This is a genomic window from Vibrio maritimus, from assembly GCF_021441885.1.
GTDB classification, from domain to species: domain Bacteria; phylum Pseudomonadota; class Gammaproteobacteria; order Enterobacterales; family Vibrionaceae; genus Vibrio; species Vibrio maritimus_B.
Genome location: NZ_CP090438.1, coordinates 3,354,592 through 3,372,581, shown reverse-complemented (window position 1 = coordinate 3,372,581; position 17,990 = coordinate 3,354,592). Strand labels below are relative to the sequence as shown.

The window sequence follows — 17,990 nt, the reverse complement described above, 5'->3', positions numbered from 1 at the left end:
TGAACATGCGCGACAAAATCCCCCAACAATTTATTCAGCCAATCTCTATCTTAGTAAGCTTTGTTCGCTATCTCGTGCAGCGCATGGCTCACGATAGGGTCAACGTGAATGCGGGTTATCTTGCTTATATTACCCTGCTTTCTATCGTTCCTATGCTGACGGTATTGCTGTCGGTACTATCGTCTTTTCCTATCTTTGCTAATGTTGGCGAGACACTACAGAACTTCATTATTCAACATTTTGTACCAGCAGCCGGGGATGCGGTCTATGGTGCATTAACTGAATTCGTCTCTAATACCGGAAGGATGACGGCGATTGGTAGTGCGTTTTTGTTTGTCGCTGCAGTGACGCTTATCTCCAATATCGATAACAACCTTAACTATATCTGGCGAGTCAAAAAGAAACGTCGCCGGGTATTTTCATTCTCGATGTATTGGATGATTCTGACTCTTGGGCCTATTTTGGTGGGTGCCAGTATTGTTGGTACCTCCTATGTTACGTCATTAAAGATACTTGAACACCAAATCCTAAGTGGAGCGTTTAGCTTCTTCATTAACTGGCTCCCTGCGTTCTTAGCGATGTTAGCATTTACCGGGCTTTACATGTTGGTACCGAATAAAAAGGTCTATCTAAGTCATGCCTTAATAGGTGCTGTGATTGCCACGCTGCTGTTTGAAATCAGTAAGAAGGGCTTCGCATATTACATTACTCAGTTTCCGTCATATCAGCTTATCTATGGGGCCATTGCGGCAATTCCAATCCTGTTTTTGTGGATCTATCTGTGCTGGTTCATCGTGCTAATTGGTGCTGAGTTTACCGCAGCACTTGGAGAGAAAGAACACTGGCGACCAAAGTGCACCATGTTACAATCGACAGCCAATCAAAAAGAATTCACCAATAAGGAACGACTAAGTGATAGCACTGATACAGAGAGTGAGTGAGTCCTCTGTCAAAGTAGACGGCGAAGTAGTTGGTGAGATCGGCAAGGGCTTATTAGTGCTACTTGGCGTAGAGAAGGAAGATGACGAAGCTAAGGCGAAGCGCCTAGTTGAGCGTGTCACCACTTACCGTGTTTTTGAAGATGACGCCGGCAAGATGAATCTGAGTGTGAAGGATGTTGGTGGTAGCGTCTTAGTGGTATCGCAATTTACGCTTCCAGCCGATACAAAGAAAGGTACTCGAGCGGGCTTCTCAAGAGGTGCGCATCCAACTGATGCGGAGCGCCTTTACGACTATTTTTCGGATCGTTGCCTAGAGATACTCCCTACAGAGCGTGGTCAATTTGCCGCGGATATGAAGGTGTCTCTAGTGAATGATGGTCCCGTAACTTTTTGGTTGCAGGTATAAACGAGTAACGCTTTAGGTTTACATGCGAAAGGATATCTATGTTTAAACTCATTACTCCAAAGACTGAGAATCAACTCGCCAAGTATTACCACTTCCGTTGGCAAATGCTGCGAGAACCGTGGCGTTTGCCTGTGGGTTCGGAGCGCGATGAGTATGATGAAATGAGTCATCACCGTATGATTGTCGATGGTCGAGGAAGACCCATGGCAATCGGTCGCTTGTACATTACCCCAGACAACGAAGGTCAGATCCGTTATATGGCGGTTAAAAATAGCCGCCGTAACAAGGGTATGGGGTCTTTAGTACTCGTTGCTCTAGAGTCTTTTGCTCGTCAAGAGGGCGTTAAGAGACTTGTTTGTAACGCTCGAGAGGATGCTATCTCCTTTTACGAAACCAATGGGTTTAGTAGTCAGGGAGAGCTCAACGATCAGAAGGGCCCGGTTCGTCACCAACAGATGGTCAAACAACTTGACCCGCTTGCAAAAGTGTTACGACGTCCGGAATGGTGCGCCGAGTTGCAAGACCGCTGGGAACAACAGATCCCAATCAGTGACAAGATGGGCATTAAGATTAATCAATACACGGGCTATCGCTTTGAGTGCAGTGCCCAATTGAACCCTAATCTGAACCCTCATAACACTATGTTTGCCGGTTCGGCATTTACTCTAGCGACCTTAACTGGCTGGGGAATGACGTGGCTGCTTATGCGTGAGCGCGGATTGGTTGCCGATATTGTTCTGGCAGACAGTCGAATTCGCTACAAACACCCAGTGGAGTCTAGTCCGGTTTCTGTTACGTCTCTTGATGGAATTAGTGGTGACTTGGATAGGCTTGCGGCAGGTAAGAAGGCACGTATCGTCATCAATGTCACCATCTATAGTGGTGATAGCCCCGCGGTGGAGTTCGTTGGGACCTATATGCTGTTACCCAACTACCAAGACAAGCTGCTATCGAGCTAATAGAAAAACCCCTATCTTATAGATAGGGGTTTTGTTTAAGGACAGGCGTCTAAAGGAGAGGAGACCACCTCTCCGGTCAGAATGTGTAGTTCGTATTCGGCCTTGCAAGTCTCGGTTAACTTAATGGTGACCGCTTGCATCGACTGGGAATGAAGGTCTATTGAATCGCCCGCAGAGCCCTCAATGTCCCCCCCAGATATTTCTAGAGACTCCAACTCTATTACCCCTCTGTCAGCCGTCATCTTGAGGGGCGTAACCTCCAGTGCTTGAGGCTGCTCCGAATGTCGGGTTTGGATTTCAGTGTTGTAAAAGCTACTGCTTAGGCTACCTGACAGCGTCTGTGAAAGAGAGAGGTTATCTGCGATAAGGGCGCTGATATCGAGGTCTAAATCCGCGGTACCTGTCAGTTGAATGTCATCAGAATCAAACAAGTACTGCGTCAATGCGAGAGGGAGGGAAAATGCTTTCGCATTAAGTGCGAGAGGCTGACTCGGTGCACCAAAATCTAAACTTGCCGTCGAGGTAAAGTAGCCTTGCTCGAATGGGATGAAGAGACGGTTTAACTGCCATTTTCCTTCTTTGCTTTCTGTCTCCATGATGACCTGGTTAGCAAGTATCTTATCAATACTGGCGCTATTAGCCGATGCTGTTGCTTTGCCTTGCCAGAGTCCCCATTGATAGTCTCTTTTTAGCAGTAAGTCAGAAGCTTCCATATTAAATCCAGTGACTTGCCAAAATGGCTTTGTCGAAAGCTGAATCCATTGTGAGCGGTTGATAGCAACGCGATCAATGGCGACGGATTTGAGATCATCAATGCTCACATCTGCAAACAGGTCTAATAGAGAAGGTTTGTCTCCCTCTTGAATGTATTTAACGCCATCTACTTCAAGTTTATCGAGCTTTATTTCATTGGGCTTCAAGTAGCCGGAAAGCTGGATGCGACCCTGCTCTAGTTGGGTATCGAGGTCCGCAACCTCTATTCGCTCTTCATTTGCGTAAACCTCTAGAGTTGGTTCGATGAACTCAAAGCCGCGCCATATGAGTTGGTCTGCATCAACAGAGATATAGGCTTCGGATTGTTTCCAAAGCGATTTATCCAAATCAATATTCTCTAAAGAAGCGCTGATGTTGTCGACGGTCATATCATGATTGCTTAGCGTTGAGTTGAGAATATCTAAGCTATTGATATGACCCACGTGCTCCTTAAGAATTGAAAGTAATGGATCATCTTGGGCTGTGGCATCTAAGTCCAATCGATCTATTGTGGTATTGACCAGTGACCAACGTCCATTTTGTATTTGTGCTTGTGTCGAGATACTGGATTTATTCCATGTAAACGAGGCACCGAGTATTTTGCTGTTATCGCCATCCAACTCCCCATCGACTAATAGGTTTCGCAGCGAAGAGCCTTGATAGTAGAACTGAGAGGCTTGAAGCTGCACGTTTCCTTTGCTGGTTATGACACTATCGCCAAACTCGATGCCGGTTAGCTGTAGTCGAAGATCGTTGATGATCATCTCGCCATGGCTGTAATCAATATGATCGAGTGCGATATTCTCGATCTGCCATTGTTTTAGCAGCGTTATTGATGGTGTCTGCGATGCGGATAATGATGCGCCGTCGATCAAGAGCTCATGAATAGTGATCGGCTGTTTGGTAGAGAGCTGAGTAGATAGCCAGACGGAAAGCTCAGCGACTTCCACAGGCTGCTGATCAGGAAGCTCAAATCGAGCGTTCTGGAAAATGACCTGATTTGGATAATGGTATTGAATCGATTCGCTTTTAACGTGAATGCCGAGTCCTTTATCTAGGGTATAGATCACCATCGGTTTTGCATATTGGGTATGCAGTAAACCGAACACGATCAATATGGTCAGTAGACCCAGTGCCAATACGGCGACAAACAGCGCAACAATCTTTCTTACCACGAAACGTATGTCCAAGCTTTCAACATAAACAATAATTTAGCGCGTATAGCGCAAAAAAGCCCCTCAAATTGAGGGGCTGGTATTAAAAAGTTGGATATCTATCCAAGTATTAGTCGAGCTGAGGACCCGCTGCTACCAATGACTTACCTTCGTCGTTATCCGTGTACTTATCGAAGTTGTTGATAAAGCGCTGTGCAAGATCTGCTGCTTTGCTTTCCCACTGAAGCGGGTCAACGTAAGTTTCACGAGGATCTAGGATCGCAGGGTCGACACCTGGAAGTGAAGTCGGAACTTCTAGGTTGAATACAGGGATGTTCTTGGTTTCTGCTTTCTCGATAGAGCCATCTAGGATCGCATCGATAATGCCACGTGTATCTTGGATAGAGATACGTTTGCCTGTGCCATTCCAACCAGTGTTAACCAAGTAAGCTTCAGCACCTGCAGCTTCCATGCGTTTAACTAACACTTCCGCGTACTTAGTTGGGTGAAGTGTCAAGAACGCCGCACCGAAACAAGCAGAGAAGGTTGGTGTTGGCTCTGTAATACCACGCTCAGTACCGGCTAGTTTCGCAGTGAAGCCTGATAGGAAGTGGTACTTGGTTTGCTCTGGCGTCAGTTTAGAAACCGGAGGTAGTACGCCGAATGCATCAGCAGAAAGGAAGATCACTTTATTCGCATGACCACCTTTTGATACCGGCTTAACGATATTCTCGATGTGGTGAAGTGGATAAGAAACACGGGTGTTCTCTGTCTTCGAGCCGTCATCAAAATCGATAGAGCCGTCATTGCGAACCGTTACGTTCTCTAGCAACGCATCGCGGCGGATAGCGTTATAGATGTCTGGCTCAGCTTCTTTAGATAGGTTGATTGTTTTCGCGTAGCAACCGCCTTCGAAGTTAAACACACCATCGTCATCCCAACCGTGCTCATCGTCACCGATAAGTGCACGTTTAGGATCGGTTGAAAGTGTTGTCTTACCGGTGCCTGACAAGCCGAAGAAGATAGCAACGTCGCCTTCTTGACCCATGTTGGCAGAACAGTGCATCGATGCAATATCACGCAGTGGCAAGAAGTAGTTCATCATTGCGAACATACCTTTCTTCATCTCGCCGCCGTACCATGTTCCGCCGATAAGCTGCATTCTTTCGGTTAGGTTAAATGCTGTGAAGTTTTCAGAATTCAAACCGTGCTCTTGCCATTTCTGGTTAGTGCACTTCGCACCATTCATAACCACGAAGTCTGGCTCGAAGGTTGCGAGTTCTTCTTCGGTTGGACGAATGAACATGTTTTTCACGAAGTGAGCCTGCCAAGCGACTTCTGTGATGATTCGGATACATAGACGTGTATCTGGGTTGGTACCGCAGAATCCGTCGATCACGAATAGACGTTTATTGGATAGTTGACCAGTGACAAGCGTTTTAAGGTCATTCCATGCCTCTTGGGACATAGGTTTGTTGTCGTTTTTGACTTTATCGTTTGTCCACCACATGTGTTCTTCTGTTGTAGCGTCTTTAACGATAAATTTGTCTTTAGGAGAGCGTCCAGTAAAGATTCCCGTATCTACAGCAACGGCGCCAAGCTCAGTGACTACGCCTTTTTCGTAGCCTTCCAGACCTTCGCGAGTTTCCTCTTCAAATAACTGTTCGTAGCTTGGGTTGCGAACGATGTCAGTTACGCCAGTGATTCCGTACTTGGTAAGATCGATTTGTGCAGCCTTGTTAATGTCCATAACGGTCATAGGTGCTCCTTATTGGATTTTTGTAGGGATTTTAAAATTGTAGTAATTGTTTATTTGTTATTTTGTTTTTTATTTTGAACTCCATGCTAGCAACGGATATCCGATAAAACAGGGAGGTAGTTCAAAAATTAGTCATCAGTTATTGATGGTTTTAAGTGTTCTATCACATATTGAATTTGGGCTAATTTCTCCTCAAAGCAAACCTTTGCGCTAGATCAAATGTAACACATCATTTACGTATTTGGTTAGATGCTCTGTTCATGTTTTTTGCAATTCTGTTAAATAAAAAGAACAAAAAAAGCCAGATCGCTAGCGATCTGGCTTTTTGGATTGGAGTCGAGTGACGATTAATGGATCGTCTTGTCACCCGTGTCTGAATTTGCTTCCGCGTAAAGCGCTTTGACTTCCGCTTCATCGAACGCGTAAGTCGTGCCACAGTAGTCACAATGAAGCGCCACTTGACCTTCTTCAGCAATGATCTCGAAGATCTCTTCTTGTGCGACAGTCACAATCGCATTGGCACTGCGCTCGCGCGAGCAGCCACAGAAGAATTCAACCTCTTTCGGCTCGAATACTTGAACCTTGTCTTGGTTGTATAGGCGGTACAGTAAGGTATTCGCATCTAGGCCGAACAGCTCTTCATCTTTGATGGTGTCAGTAAGCTGCTCTAGGTGCTCGAAGTCTTCTGGTGTACCAGTGCCGTCAGGCATTACCTGCAGCATCATGCCTGCAGCGTGAGGTTTGCCCTCAAACTCACCAGTGCGGATCCAGAGGCGCGTCTTAAGCTGTTCAGAGCGCTCGAAGTAGCCTTCTAGTACCTCAGATAGGTTGTCGCCTTCTAGGCCGACAACACCTTGATAACGTTCACCCTTGTCCGGAGTAATCGTAATCACAAGGTAGCCCTTGCCCATCATGTCGTGGATAGTTGCATCATCAGCAATGTCACCTTCCCAGCGTGCAACGCCACGGAGTTTCTGGTTGTGATCGCCATTGATAACTGCTAGCGATACTGGACCATCACCTTGAAGTTGCATGGTAATCGAACCTTCAAACTTCAGTGTCGCTGTAAGTAGACTTGTTGATACCAGCAGGTCACCCAGCAGCTTTTGTAGCGGCGCAGGGTATTCCTTGCTCGATAGAATCTCTTGATAAGCTGTATCCATTTGCACGAGTTCGCCGCGCACAGACAGTTCTTCAAAAAGGTAGCGGTTAAGTATGTTGTTAGCCATTGAGGAAGCTCCAGCTTATTGGTGTTTAAATTTAATGATATCGCGACGCTGCTTTTTGTCAGGTCGACGTTCAGGACTTGGGTTGTGTGCGTGCAGCTTTCTCTTCAACGCGTTGTCTTCTCGCTTTGCGATACTCTCAGAGGTTTCGCTATAGAGAGTCTGGGCTTCCGGTGCACCTCGGCGTTGATCTGAAATACGCTCAATGACCACGGTTTTCTCTTCGTTACCTTGGCGTAGAGCGATGACAGCTCCCAATTCCACTATTTTACTCGGCTTCGAGCGCTGTCCATTGTAGTGGACTTTGCCACCATCGACCATATTTCGCGCGATACTTCTGGTTTTATAGAAGCGAGCGGCCCACAGCCATTTATCCAATCGAACAGAATTATTCTCGGAACTCATCGTGAATCCTACTTTCTAAGTAAGTGACGGCAAAAAGTCAGTCATGACTTACCGTACGGAACTAGTGATACTTTTATCTTGCTATTGGTGTACTAAATGGTGCTTGGGTCTAAAAAATTCAACCCCAAACACGTATTCGCATTACTGTAATACTAGTTATGCTATATTCTGTCGGTTGGCAGGAAGCAAAAGTTGCTTATATCATTGGATTTATAACATAGTGAATAACTGGAAAGTTCATTACCAAGCAGGAAGTTAGAGAGTGAAAGGATTATCTATATCGGCGAACAGTGTCTCCGCTGCCTCTTTGACCTCACTCTTAAGACGTTGCACGCAGTATCAGCCTCAAATCAGTTTACTTCTGACGTTAGTGTTACTTGTGATCTCTTGTTGGATCGCGGGTGCGTTGTTATGGCAGTTGTTTCCCCAATCTCATTCTGTGACGCGTTGGGCTCCGCCAGCGGCAGTAAGCACTGCGAACTCATCACAAACCGCCAAGCTGCAATCTTCAGATATTAATAACGCCAATATCTTCGGTGCTTACAACCGAGAACAAAAAGTGGTACAAGCCCCTGTCGTGACCGATGCGCCAAAAAGTCGTTTGAATGTGGTGCTGGTGGGTTCTGTCGTGAGTTCTAATCCTGACCTAAGCTTAGCAGTAGTGGCTAATCGTGGTAAGCAAGGCACCTATGGTATTGGTGAGCAAATTGATGGCACTCGAGCAACCATCAATGCGGTATTAATTGATCGTATTATCATCTCCAACGCAGGTCGTGACGAGACCGTTATGCTTGAAGGACTCGAATATAAAAAGCTTGAGTTAAATCAACGACCTCAAGCAGCAGCATCCAATGTGGTTGGTAACAACCCAGTAGATGCAGAAGAAAAGCTAGCAGCGATTCGTAACACAATTACTCAAGACCCACAGCAAATATTTCAGTACGTTAGGCTTTCTCAAGTAAAGCGTGACGGCCAGGTGAAGGGATATCGAGTGAGCCCAGGACGAGATCCTGAGTTATTTAACTCGGTTGGTCTACAAAATGGCGATATCGCCGTAGCACTTAACGGTGCAGACCTGACCGACCCTGCGGCTATGGGACAGATTTATCAATCCATCACTGAACTGACAGAATTAAACCTCACCGTTGAGCGCGATGGACAGCAACATGACATCTTTATCCAATTTTAGTCATGTGGACAGTATTACAAGGGAGCATTAAGTGAAAAGTTGGCTTAAAACAAGTACCTGGTTATTGATGGGGAGCCTATTGGCTGTCCCAGCGGTATCAGCCAATGAATTTAGCGCCAGTTTTAAAGGCACTGACCTTCATGAGTTTATCAATATTGTCGGGCGAAACCTCGACAAGACCATCATCGTTGATCCGTCAGTACGTGGCAAAGTCGACGTACGCAGCTACGACGTCCTCAATGAAGAGCAGTATTACAGCTTTTTCCTAAATGTACTTGAGGTATATGGCTTTGCGGTTGTTGAGATGGACAACGGCATTCTGAAAGTGATTAAGGCAAAAGACGCGAAGACATCGGCAATCCCAGTCGTTGGCGATACCGACATTACGGCCGGTGATACGGTAGTAACGCGCGTTGTGGCGGTGAAGAACGTTTCGGTACGTGAACTATCACCGCTACTAAGACAGCTAAATGATAATGCTGGGGCAGGTAACGTAGTCCACTACGACCCAGCAAACATCATCCTCATTACAGGTCGTGCTGCAGTTGTTAACCGTCTGGCGGATATCATTCGTCGCGTTGACCAGGCAGGCGACAAAGAAGTGGAAGTCGTTGAGCTTAAAAACGCATCAGCAGCTGAAATGGTGCGTATTGTCGATGCGCTAAACAAAACCACCGACGCAAAGAATACGCCTGCATTGCTTCAACCTAAGCTGGTGGCGGATGAGCGTACCAACTCCATTCTTATTTCAGGCGATCCAAAAGTTCGTCAACGTCTACGTCGTCTGATTGGCCAGCTTGATATTGAGATGGCGACCAAAGGCAACAACCGCGTTCAATATCTAAAATACGCGAAAGCTGAAGATCTTGTTGATGTGCTGAAGGGCGTATCAGACAACCTACAAAAGGAAAAGCAATCGGGCTCGAAATCAGGTTCGACCGCGAACCGCACAGAGGTCATGATTGCCGCTCACCCAGATACCAATGCGTTAGTACTTACTGCGCCGCCAGATATCATGAAAGCGCTGCTTGAGGTTATTTCTCAGCTCGATATTCGTCGTGCACAGGTGTTGATTGAAGCACTGATTGTCGAACTGGCGGATGTCGATGGTGCCAACTTAGGTGTTCAATGGGGCTCGCTATCCAACGGTGGTGTGGTTCAGTTTAGTAATACAGGTGCGTCTATCGGCAGTGTTATGGTCGGTATGGAAGAAGCCAAAGATCAGAAAACAACAGAAACGCGTGTCGACTCAGATGGCAATCCGTACAACGTAGAAACGACAACCAGTGGTGACTACAGTGCATTGGCAAGTGCCTTGGGTGGTGTTCAAGGTGCCGCTGTGGGTATTGCCTTGGGTGACTGGACCGCGTTAATTACCGCGGTATCGAGTCAATCCAACTCGAACATTCTGTCATCACCAAGTATTACCGTAATGGATAACGGTGAAGCCTCGTTTATTGTCGGTGAAGAGGTGCCAGTCTTGACGGGCTCAACCGCAGGCTCAAACAACAGCAACCCGTTCCAGACCGTCGATCGTAAAGAAGTGGGTATCAAGCTGAAGGTTGTGCCGCAGATCAACGAAGGTAACTCAGTACAGCTCAACATTGAGCAAGAAGTATCGAACGTACTGGGCGCCAACGGTGCGGTAGACGTGCGCTTTGCCAAGCGTCAGTTGAATACCTCTGTGATGATCCAAGATGGTCAGATGCTGGTGCTTGGTGGTTTGATTGACGAGCGTGCTGCAGAGAGTGAATCCAAAGTTCCGTTCCTGGGTGACATTCCTTACCTAGGTCGCCTGTTTACCTCTACATCGACCACCGTTGAGAAAAAGAACCTAATGGTGTTCATCAAGCCAACCATTATTCGTGATGGCATGACCTCCGATGGTATTACTCAGCGTAAGTATAACTACATTCGTGCTGAGCAGCTGTTTAAGGCAGACAAAGGTCTGAAATTAATGGACGACGGCTTTATTCCGGTACTACCTGAGTTTAACGAAACCGATCGTTATCCTTCAGAGATTCAAGCCTTTATCGATCAAGTAGAAGCGAACTAACTATGGAAAGCTTAGAGCATCGCCCTTTGGCAAACCGCCTGCCGTTTAGCTTTGCTAATCGCTTTAAAGTGGTGTTTGAAGCACATGAAGAGCAGTCGGTGCTCTACTATGTAGAGCCGCTTGCACTCAACGCATTGCAAGAGGTGAAAAGGGTCTTTCGTAGACCCTTCGAGCTGCACTCTCTACCATCAAGTGAGTTCGATGCCAAACTGACTCAAGCTTATCAGCGTGACTCATCTGAAGCGCGCCAATTGATGGAAGACATTGGTGCAGATAGTGACGACTTTTTCTCGCTGGCGGAAGAGCTCCCTCAAGACGAAGACCTACTTGAGTCTGACGATGATGCACCGATTATCAAGCTTATCAACGCCATGCTTGGTGAAGCGATTAAAGAGGGCGCGTCGGATATTCACATCGAAACCTTCGAAAAAGTGCTGTCGATTCGCTTTAGAATTGATGGCGTATTGCGTGATGTTCTCGCGCCAAGTCGTAAGCTAGCGCCGCTTTTGGTCTCACGCGTTAAAGTTATGGCGAAGCTGGATATCGCTGAAAAGCGTGTTCCTCAAGATGGTCGTATCTCGCTACGTATTGGTGGTCGAGCGGTGGATGTACGTGTGTCGACCATGCCGTCGTCACACGGTGAGCGTGTGGTGATGCGTCTTCTCGATAAAAACGCAACACGCTTGGATCTGCACAGTCTAGGTATGACGCCTGAGAATCACGAGAAATTTAGACACCTCATCCAACGTCCGCACGGCATTATCCTAGTCACCGGTCCTACGGGTTCAGGTAAATCGACCACCCTGTATGCGGGCTTACAAGAGATCAACAGTAACGAGCGCAACATACTGACCGTAGAAGATCCTATCGAATTTGATATCGATGGTATTGGGCAGACTCAGGTGAACCCAAAGGTTGATATGACGTTCGCTCGTGGGTTGCGTGCTATTTTGCGTCAGGACCCTGACGTGGTGATGGTTGGTGAGATCCGTGACTTAGAAACGGCGCAGATTGCGGTGCAAGCGTCCTTAACGGGTCACTTGGTGATGTCGACGCTTCATACTAACACTGCAGTTGGTGCGATTACGCGTATGCGTGATATGGGTATTGAACCATTCCTTATCTCGTCATCTTTGTTGGGCGTTCTTGCTCAGCGATTGGTACGAACGCTTTGTAATGATTGTAAAGCGCCTTACGAAGCTGACTCGGCCACCAAGCAACTGTTTGGTCTAACAGAAGCGCAGCCACTGACGCTACATAAAGCGGTGGGCTGTGAGCACTGTAACCACAAAGGCTACCGTGGACGTACTGGTATTCACGAACTGTTGATGGTTGACGATACCGTGCAGTCACTGATTCATGACGAAGCCGGTGAGCAGGCGATTGAAAAAGCCATACGCTCTCATACGCCAAGTATTCGTGATGATGGCTTCCACAAGGTAAAACTTGGCGTGACCTCGCTAGAAGAAGTCATGCGTGTGACGAAGGAAGCGTAACTTGGCAGCGTTTGAATACAAAGCTCTCAATGCGAAGGGCAAACAAGTCAAAGGGCTCATTGAGGGCGATAACGCTCGTCAGGCACGCCAACGCCTAAAAGAGCAAGGCCTGATGCCGGTTGATATTGTTGAGGCGAAAGGCAAGGCTCAATCTGGCTCATCGGGCAATACCAATGCCAAGCCGATGTTCAAACGAGGTTTGAGCACACCTGACTTGGCTCTCATAACCAGACAGCTATCGACCTTAGTACAATCGGGCATGCCGCTTGAGGAATGTCTAAAAGCGGTGTCTGAGCAATCGGAGAAGCCACGCATTAGAACCATGTTGGCAGCAATCCGCTCTAAGGTTACTGAAGGTTATACCCTGTCAGATAGCTTAGCTGACTACCCACACGTTTTTGATGAACTGTTTCGCTCTATGGTCGCGGCAGGGGAGAAGTCAGGGCACCTAGATTCTATTTTGGAGCGGTTGGCGGATTATGCTGAGAATCGACAAAAAATGCGCTCCAAACTGCAGCAAGCGATGATCTACCCTGTTGTGCTGGTGGTATTTGCGGTCGCGATTGTGGCATTTCTGCTTGCTGCCGTGGTGCCTAAGATTGTCGGTCAGTTTGTACAGATGGGACAAGAGTTACCCGCATCGACGCAATTTCTCTTATCATCGAGTGACTTTATCCAGCAATGGGGTCTGATGTTATTAGGCGGCTTTGTTGTCACTTTTTATCTGATTAAAGTGGCGCTGAGTAAGCCCTCAATTCGAATGAGTTGGGATACTAAGGTTCTGGGTTTCCCATTGATTGGTAAGATCGCTCGAGGCCTTAACACCTCGCGCTTTGCTCGCACTCTGGCAATTTGTACCTCCAGTGCCATTCCTATCCTAGAGGGAATGAAGGTCTCTGTTGATGTGATGACCAACCACTTTGCTAAGAAGCAGGTGTCGACCGCTGCCGATAACGTGCGAGAAGGTGCCAGCCTTCGCAAAGCGCTTGAGCAAACCAAGCTGTTCCCACCTATGATGCTGCATATGATTGCCAGTGGTGAACAAAGTGGTGAGTTAGAGAGTATGTTGACTCGCGCCGCTGATAACCAAGACCAAAGCTTTGAGTCTACGGTGAACATCGCGCTTGGTATTTTTACTCCCGCGTTGATCGCGGTGATGGCTGGGTTAGTGCTGTTTATTGTGATGGCGACCTTAATGCCAATATTGGAAATGAACAATTTGATGTCTGGTTAATCTAACCAGGCGGACGGTTACTATTGTCCTCAATTTTGAGGATGCTTTATTTGGAGTTAGAGATGAAAAAAAGAATGAAAAAACAATCCGGCTTTACCCTGCTAGAGGTAATGGTAGTGGTTGTTATTTTGGGGATTTTGGCGAGCTTCGTTGTGCCTAACTTGCTGGGTAACAAAGAGAAAGCGGACCAACAAAAAGCCGTAACCGATATTGTAGCTCTTGAAAACGCGCTGGACATGTACAAGTTGGATAACAGCGTTTACCCGACGACTGACCAAGGTCTAGAGGCATTGGTAACTAAGCCTAGCAACCCTGAGCCACGTAACTACCGCGATGGTGGCTATATTCGTCGTCTTCCTGCCGATCCATGGGGCAACGAATATCAATACCTAAGCCCAGGCGATAAAGGCACGATCGATATCTTCACGCTGGGTGCGGACGGTCAAGAAGGTGGTGAAGGCCCTGCCGCTGATATCGGCAACTGGAACATTCAAGACTTCCAGTAATTTCGTATTGAGGGGCATCAGCCCCTCTTTAATCCAAAGTGAACCCTCATGTTATTTCGCAAGCGCCATCAAGGTGGTTTTACCCTATTAGAAATTATGCTGGTGTTGGTGCTGCTGTCGGTCAGTGCCGTGGCGGTTATTTCAACCCTGCCACAAAGCCAGAGTGACGAAACCAAACAACAAGCGCAGCGCCTATACCAAAGACTTCAACTCTTTAATGAAGAAGCCATGTTAGCTGGCAAAGATTTTGGTATACGTGTTGATGAGGCTAAAAAGCAGTATGTGTTCTTGGAGCTCAAACAAGACGGTTGGCAAAGGGTCTCGTTGAGTAAGATCCCTGAAGAAACAACCTTGCCTGAGGCGTTGTCGATTAAGCTCGATTTGAGCTCAGGCATCTGGGGCAACGATGACAGACTTTTTGAGCCTGGCTCTCTATTCGATGAAGATATGTTTGCGGATGTCGAAAAAGAGAAGAAGCAAGAAAAGCCGCCACAAGTATTCATTCTCTCCAGTGGGGAGATTACCGCAGGGGTGTTTGTCTTAGCGCCCGTTAATCGGGCTCAGCAAGATCAAACTTGGTATGTTGAAGTAGAAGAGAGCGGACACCTTGCGCTAATGGATGTGAAAGATTGGAATGAAAAAGAGCGTTAGAGGCATGACCTTACTAGAGGTGCTGATAGCAATGGCCATTTTTGCTACTGCTGCGATCTCTATTATTCGTTCGGTCAGTCAACACATCAATACGCTAAGCTACTTGGAAGAGAAAGCGTTTGCGAGCATGGTGGTTGATAACCAAATGGCGAAGGTCATGTTGGATACCTCAGAACTCAAGGCGAAAAAAGGCAAAGAGACTCTGGCTGGTCGTGAGTGGTATTGGAGTGTTCAGCCAATCGAGACGGCGGATAACTTGTTATCAGCATTTGATGTCAGTGTCGCTACGGATGCCAAAGCGAGCCCGATTGTTACGGTGAGAAGTTATGTCGATAAGTAACCGTGCTAAAGGCTTTACCTTGATTGAGGTGCTGGTGGCCATCGCGATTTTCGCCAGTTTAAGTGTTGCGGCTTACCAAGTGGTAAACCAAGTTCAGCGCAGCAATGAACTGTCGCAAGCACGAAGTGCCAGATTGCAAGAGATTCAGCGTGGCTTTGTCTATTTAGATAGTGACTTCAAGCAGTTAGCGCTTAGGCAGTTTCGCCATGAAGGGGAAGAGCCCCTCACTCGTTTGATGCTTTGGCAAGAGGGGTTGTTGGAATCAGAAGGACGAGGATTGCTGTTTGCTCGCTTGGGCTGGCTGAATCCGCAGAACCAATTTCCTCGCGGAGAAGTGGCGAAAATAGGCTACCGATTGCAAGAAGGTAAGCTTGAACGACTGTGGTGGCGCTACCCAGATACGACGGTGGGTGAAGAGCCGGTTGCCTTGCCGATATTTACCAAGGTCGAGTCGTTCGATATGCGTTTCTACAATGGTGAGTCCTGGGCTAACGAATGGCAGGCTGATTTAACGCTGCCGCTTGCTGTCGAGGTAAAGATCCGCTTTGAAGACTATGACGAAATTAACCGAATTTATCTAACCCCAGCGGGCACCTTAAATGCTTCGTCAGGTGGAAGTAATAACAACGGTAACTCGGGTGGCAATAACCAAGGCAATAATCAAGGCAGCGCTCAAGGCGGTAACTCATGAGAAGAGTGATGGCTAAATCCCAAAAAGGGGTCGCGTTGATTGTGATTCTGCTGTTACTTGCCATTATGGTTTCAATCGCTGCAACGATGTCAGAGCGCCTATTTAGCCAATTTACCCGTGCGTCGAATCAGGTAAATTATCAACAAGCGTATTGGTATGCGATTGGCGTTGAAGCTTTGGCATCGGTGGCCATAAAAGAGAGCTATAAAGACAATAAGGACAGCGTTAACCTCAACCAGCCATGGGCGATTGAAGAGCGGACGTATCCACTTGATTACGGCGAGGCGACTGGCTATATCCGTGATATGCAGGCGTGCTTTAATATCAATGCGCTCTCTACGGTGCAGCCAGCGACAAACAGCGCCACTAAGCCATTTCTGGTGCGTTTTTTCCAAGAGCTGCTTGAAGAAACTGGCGTGGAGAATTACCAAGCGGAACAGGTTGCGGACTCGACGTGGGAGTTCGTTAATAAAGAGACCAGCGTGAGGTCGGTATCCGGTGTGGGGGATAGCTACTATGAGTCCTTGTCACCAAGCTATGTGGCTCCTAATGGATTCGTCGCTGACAGTACAGAGCTGAGAGCGATTAACCAGATGAGCGGTGACGCCATGCTGAAAATGTCGCCCGTTGTATGTGCGCTACCTACCGCAGATTGGCGCCTAAATGTAAACACGATAGTCGTGGAGCAAGCGGAGCTGCTGTCAGCGCTGTTTGCGCCGAGTCTATCGGTAGAGAATGCGAGACAGCTGATTGAAAACCGCCCCTTTGACGGTTGGTCAGGTATCGATAAGTTTATGGCCGAGTCTCAAATGGCCAGTGTAGACAGTAACACCAAACAGCAAGCCCAACAGTATCTTGCTGTAGACAGCGCCTATTTTGAAATGGACACACAGGTTGTCGTTGGAGAGTCGCGAATGCGACTGCGCAGCTTGTTTTTTAGTCAAGATAGACAGGAAGTGACGGTAGTCCGTCGTCGATTTGGAGGATTTAGTGAGCGAGTTCTTAACCGTTCGCCTGAATAGCCAACCAGATAGCCAAATACATTGGGCTGTATGGTCAACTAGTCAGCAAGAAGTGATAGCCAGCGGAGAGCTTAACAACCTCGACCAGCTCGCTGACATTAAAGAGTATGCACAGCAGCGTGTGACGCTATTGATGCTAAGTGGACAGGACGTGCACTTTGCTGATGTCGAGATCCCGCAGGGTGGTGCACGTCAGTTCGAGACTATGCTGCCATTTCTTGTCGAAGACGATATTGCTCAGGACGTCGATGAGCTGCATTTCACCATATTTAGCAAGCAGGGTGGCAGTGCGTCTATTGCAGCGGTAGACCGTCAATATCTGGCGCATGTTATTCAAAGCTTTGCTGAACAGGGAATCGAAGTCAAAAAGGTTATCCCTGATGTGCTCGCTTTGCCTCAAACGGAGCAGGTCAGTGCTATCCACCTTGATGGTCAATGGCTGTTTCGTACGGCGAACCAGCGCGGTCTGGTCGTAGATGAAGGCTGGATGGACGCGGTGATCGATTCCGATTATTTGCTGGTGTCGGAGAGTGAAGATGAGAGCAAAGTCGCGATAGAGAGCTACTCTCCCGTCCCGACATCCTTCGTTGAGCGCTCAGAGCATATTGACTGGCACAGCATGCCGCCAGAGCCTGCAATGGCATTGTTGTCGAAAGGTACCGTAGAGAGTGGTGCCAATCTAATGACGGGTGACTTTAAACCGAAGGCATCCTTTTTAAGACATTGGAAGGTTTGGCAAAAAGTCGCTATTGCTGCCTCCATTCTTGTTGTAGCACTCGTTGCGCAGCAAATTGTGCTGGTGAATCAGTACGAATCTCAAGCGGCTGCCTACCGAGCTGAAAGTGAGCGTATTTTCAGAGCGGTACTGCCAGATAAACAACGTATCCCAACGGTGAGTTACCTTAAGCGACAAATGGACGATGAGCTTAAGCGTCTAGGCGGAAGTGATTTGTCCAGTGAGTCGGTATTGGAGTGGCTATCGAAACTGCCCGATACCGTGGGACAGGTGAATGGTATGCAGGTCCAGAGCTTCACCTTTGACGGTAACCGCAATGAAGTTCGCATGAATGTGACCAGTCGCGATTTTGATAGTTTTGAAGCCGCGCGAGTGAAGCTAGAAACGCAATTTGAAGTAACGCAAGGTCCACTCAACCGTAATGGCGAAGTGGTCATGGGTAACTTTGTACTTAAGAAGAAGTAGG

General features: G+C 47.5%; 17 protein-coding genes. 13 read left to right on the top strand and 4 right to left on the bottom strand.

What is annotated here, in order from left to right:
• The first annotated feature begins 5 nt into the window (after positions 1–5).
• From LY387_RS15535 to LY387_RS15525, 3 genes are read left to right on the top strand one after another with little or no spacing between them, the layout of a single operon-like run.
• Complete coding sequence (locus LY387_RS15535) at positions 6–941, top strand: virulence factor BrkB family protein (protein ID WP_234494738.1); 936 nt, start codon at positions 6–8, stop codon at positions 939–941.
• Complete coding sequence (gene dtd / locus LY387_RS15530) at positions 913–1,347, top strand: D-aminoacyl-tRNA deacylase (protein ID WP_234494737.1); 435 nt, start codon at positions 913–915, stop codon at positions 1,345–1,347. Before LY387_RS15535 ends, dtd begins: the two co-directional genes overlap by 29 nt.
• 38 nt (positions 1,348–1,385) lie before the next feature.
• Complete coding sequence (locus LY387_RS15525) at positions 1,386–2,306, top strand: bifunctional GNAT family N-acetyltransferase/hotdog fold thioesterase (protein WP_234494736.1); 921 nt, start codon at positions 1,386–1,388, stop codon at positions 2,304–2,306.
• A 35-nt stretch (positions 2,307–2,341) separates the two neighbouring features.
• Here the strand turns inward: LY387_RS15525 and LY387_RS15520 are convergent, their stop codons facing one another.
• The 4 genes from LY387_RS15520 to hslR form a co-directional block, all read right to left on the bottom strand.
• On the bottom strand, positions 2,342–4,234 hold the full coding sequence (locus tag LY387_RS15520; RefSeq protein WP_234494735.1) for an AsmA family protein: 1,893 nt from the start codon (positions 4,232–4,234) through the stop codon (positions 2,342–2,344).
• A 109-nt stretch (positions 4,235–4,343) separates the two neighbouring features.
• Positions 4,344–5,972, bottom strand: a complete 1,629-nt coding sequence (pckA, locus tag LY387_RS15515) for a phosphoenolpyruvate carboxykinase (ATP) (protein WP_042478579.1) — start codon at positions 5,970–5,972, stop codon at positions 4,344–4,346.
• 347 nt (positions 5,973–6,319) lie between these two features.
• Positions 6,320–7,201, bottom strand: coding sequence for an Hsp33 family molecular chaperone HslO (gene hslO, locus LY387_RS15510; RefSeq protein WP_042478581.1), 882 nt, complete (start codon positions 7,199–7,201; stop codon positions 6,320–6,322).
• Between the two features lie 15 nt (positions 7,202–7,216).
• On the bottom strand, positions 7,217–7,603 hold the full coding sequence (hslR, locus tag LY387_RS15505; RefSeq protein WP_042478583.1) for a ribosome-associated heat shock protein Hsp15: 387 nt from the start codon (positions 7,601–7,603) through the stop codon (positions 7,217–7,219).
• Positions 7,604–7,865: 262 nt separating this feature from the next.
• Here hslR and gspC point away from each other — a divergent pair, with 262 nt between their 5' ends.
• The 10 genes from gspC (at position 7,866) to gspL (ending at position 17,989) form a co-directional block, all read left to right on the top strand.
• Positions 7,866–8,792 (top strand): type II secretion system protein GspC, encoded by a 927-nt coding sequence (gene gspC / locus LY387_RS15500; RefSeq protein WP_419153414.1) that lies wholly within the window; start codon positions 7,866–7,868, stop codon positions 8,790–8,792.
• Positions 8,793–8,823: 31 nt separating this feature from the next.
• A complete protein-coding gene (gene gspD / locus LY387_RS15495) occupies positions 8,824–10,848 on the top strand; it encodes a type II secretion system secretin GspD (protein WP_234494734.1) in 2,025 nt (674 codons plus the stop codon).
• 2 nt (positions 10,849–10,850) lie between these two features.
• Positions 10,851–12,344: a type II secretion system ATPase GspE gene (gene gspE / locus LY387_RS15490; RefSeq protein WP_234494733.1), complete on the top strand. Its 1,494-nt coding sequence runs from the start codon at positions 10,851–10,853 to the stop codon at positions 12,342–12,344.
• A 1-nt stretch (position 12,345) separates the two neighbouring features.
• Positions 12,346–13,578, top strand: coding sequence for a type II secretion system inner membrane protein GspF (gene gspF, locus LY387_RS15485; protein ID WP_234494732.1), 1,233 nt, complete (start codon positions 12,346–12,348; stop codon positions 13,576–13,578).
• A 62-nt stretch (positions 13,579–13,640) separates the two neighbouring features.
• The gene (gene gspG / locus LY387_RS15480) at positions 13,641–14,084 is read left to right on the top strand and encodes a type II secretion system major pseudopilin GspG (protein WP_128648806.1); all 444 of its coding nucleotides are present in this window, start codon (positions 13,641–13,643) and stop codon (positions 14,082–14,084) included.
• Positions 14,085–14,132: 48 nt separating this feature from the next.
• On the top strand, positions 14,133–14,735 hold the full coding sequence (gene gspH, locus LY387_RS15475) for a type II secretion system minor pseudopilin GspH (protein WP_234494731.1): 603 nt from the start codon (positions 14,133–14,135) through the stop codon (positions 14,733–14,735).
• Positions 14,719–15,075, top strand: coding sequence for a type II secretion system minor pseudopilin GspI (gspI, locus tag LY387_RS15470; RefSeq protein ID WP_081936222.1), 357 nt, complete (start codon positions 14,719–14,721; stop codon positions 15,073–15,075). The genes gspH and gspI overlap by 17 nt, the downstream gene beginning before the upstream one ends.
• Positions 15,062–15,766, top strand: a complete 705-nt coding sequence (gene gspJ, locus LY387_RS15465; RefSeq protein WP_234494730.1) for a type II secretion system minor pseudopilin GspJ — start codon at positions 15,062–15,064, stop codon at positions 15,764–15,766. The genes gspI and gspJ overlap by 14 nt, the downstream gene beginning before the upstream one ends.
• A gap of 8 nt (positions 15,767–15,774) precedes the next feature.
• Positions 15,775–16,788 carry a type II secretion system minor pseudopilin GspK gene (gspK, locus tag LY387_RS15460; protein ID WP_234496139.1) on the top strand — a complete coding sequence of 338 codons (1,014 nt, stop codon included), beginning with the start codon at positions 15,775–15,777 and terminating at the stop codon, positions 16,786–16,788.
• Complete coding sequence (gene gspL, locus LY387_RS15455; protein ID WP_234494729.1) at positions 16,757–17,989, top strand: type II secretion system protein GspL; 1,233 nt, start codon at positions 16,757–16,759, stop codon at positions 17,987–17,989. The genes gspK and gspL overlap by 32 nt, the downstream gene beginning before the upstream one ends.
• Position 17,990 lies beyond the last annotated feature (1 nt).

Bases quoted from the DNA above. Each gene is read 5' to 3' on its own strand.
- LY387_RS15535 (WP_234494738.1), top strand. From the start codon at position 6: ATGCGCGACAAAATCCCCCAACAATTTATTCAGCCAATCTCTATCTTA.
- LY387_RS15525 (WP_234494736.1), top strand. From the start codon at position 1,386: ATGTTTAAACTCATTACTCCAAAGACTGAGAATCAACTCGCCAAGTAT.
- pckA (WP_042478579.1), bottom strand. From the start codon at position 5,972: ATGACCGTTATGGACATTAACAAGGCTGCACAAATCGATCTTACCAAG.
- hslO (WP_042478581.1), bottom strand. From the start codon at position 7,201: ATGGCTAACAACATACTTAACCGCTACCTTTTTGAAGAACTGTCTGTG.
- hslR (WP_042478583.1), bottom strand. From the start codon at position 7,603: ATGAGTTCCGAGAATAATTCTGTTCGATTGGATAAATGGCTGTGGGCC.
- gspE (WP_234494733.1), top strand. From the start codon at position 10,851: ATGGAAAGCTTAGAGCATCGCCCTTTGGCAAACCGCCTGCCGTTTAGC.
- gspG (WP_128648806.1), top strand. From the start codon at position 13,641: ATGAAAAAAAGAATGAAAAAACAATCCGGCTTTACCCTGCTAGAGGTA.
- gspH (WP_234494731.1), top strand. From the start codon at position 14,133: ATGTTATTTCGCAAGCGCCATCAAGGTGGTTTTACCCTATTAGAAATT.
- gspI (WP_081936222.1), top strand. From the start codon at position 14,719: ATGAAAAAGAGCGTTAGAGGCATGACCTTACTAGAGGTGCTGATAGCA.
- gspJ (WP_234494730.1), top strand. From the start codon at position 15,062: ATGTCGATAAGTAACCGTGCTAAAGGCTTTACCTTGATTGAGGTGCTG.
- gspK (WP_234496139.1), top strand. From the start codon at position 15,775: ATGGCTAAATCCCAAAAAGGGGTCGCGTTGATTGTGATTCTGCTGTTA.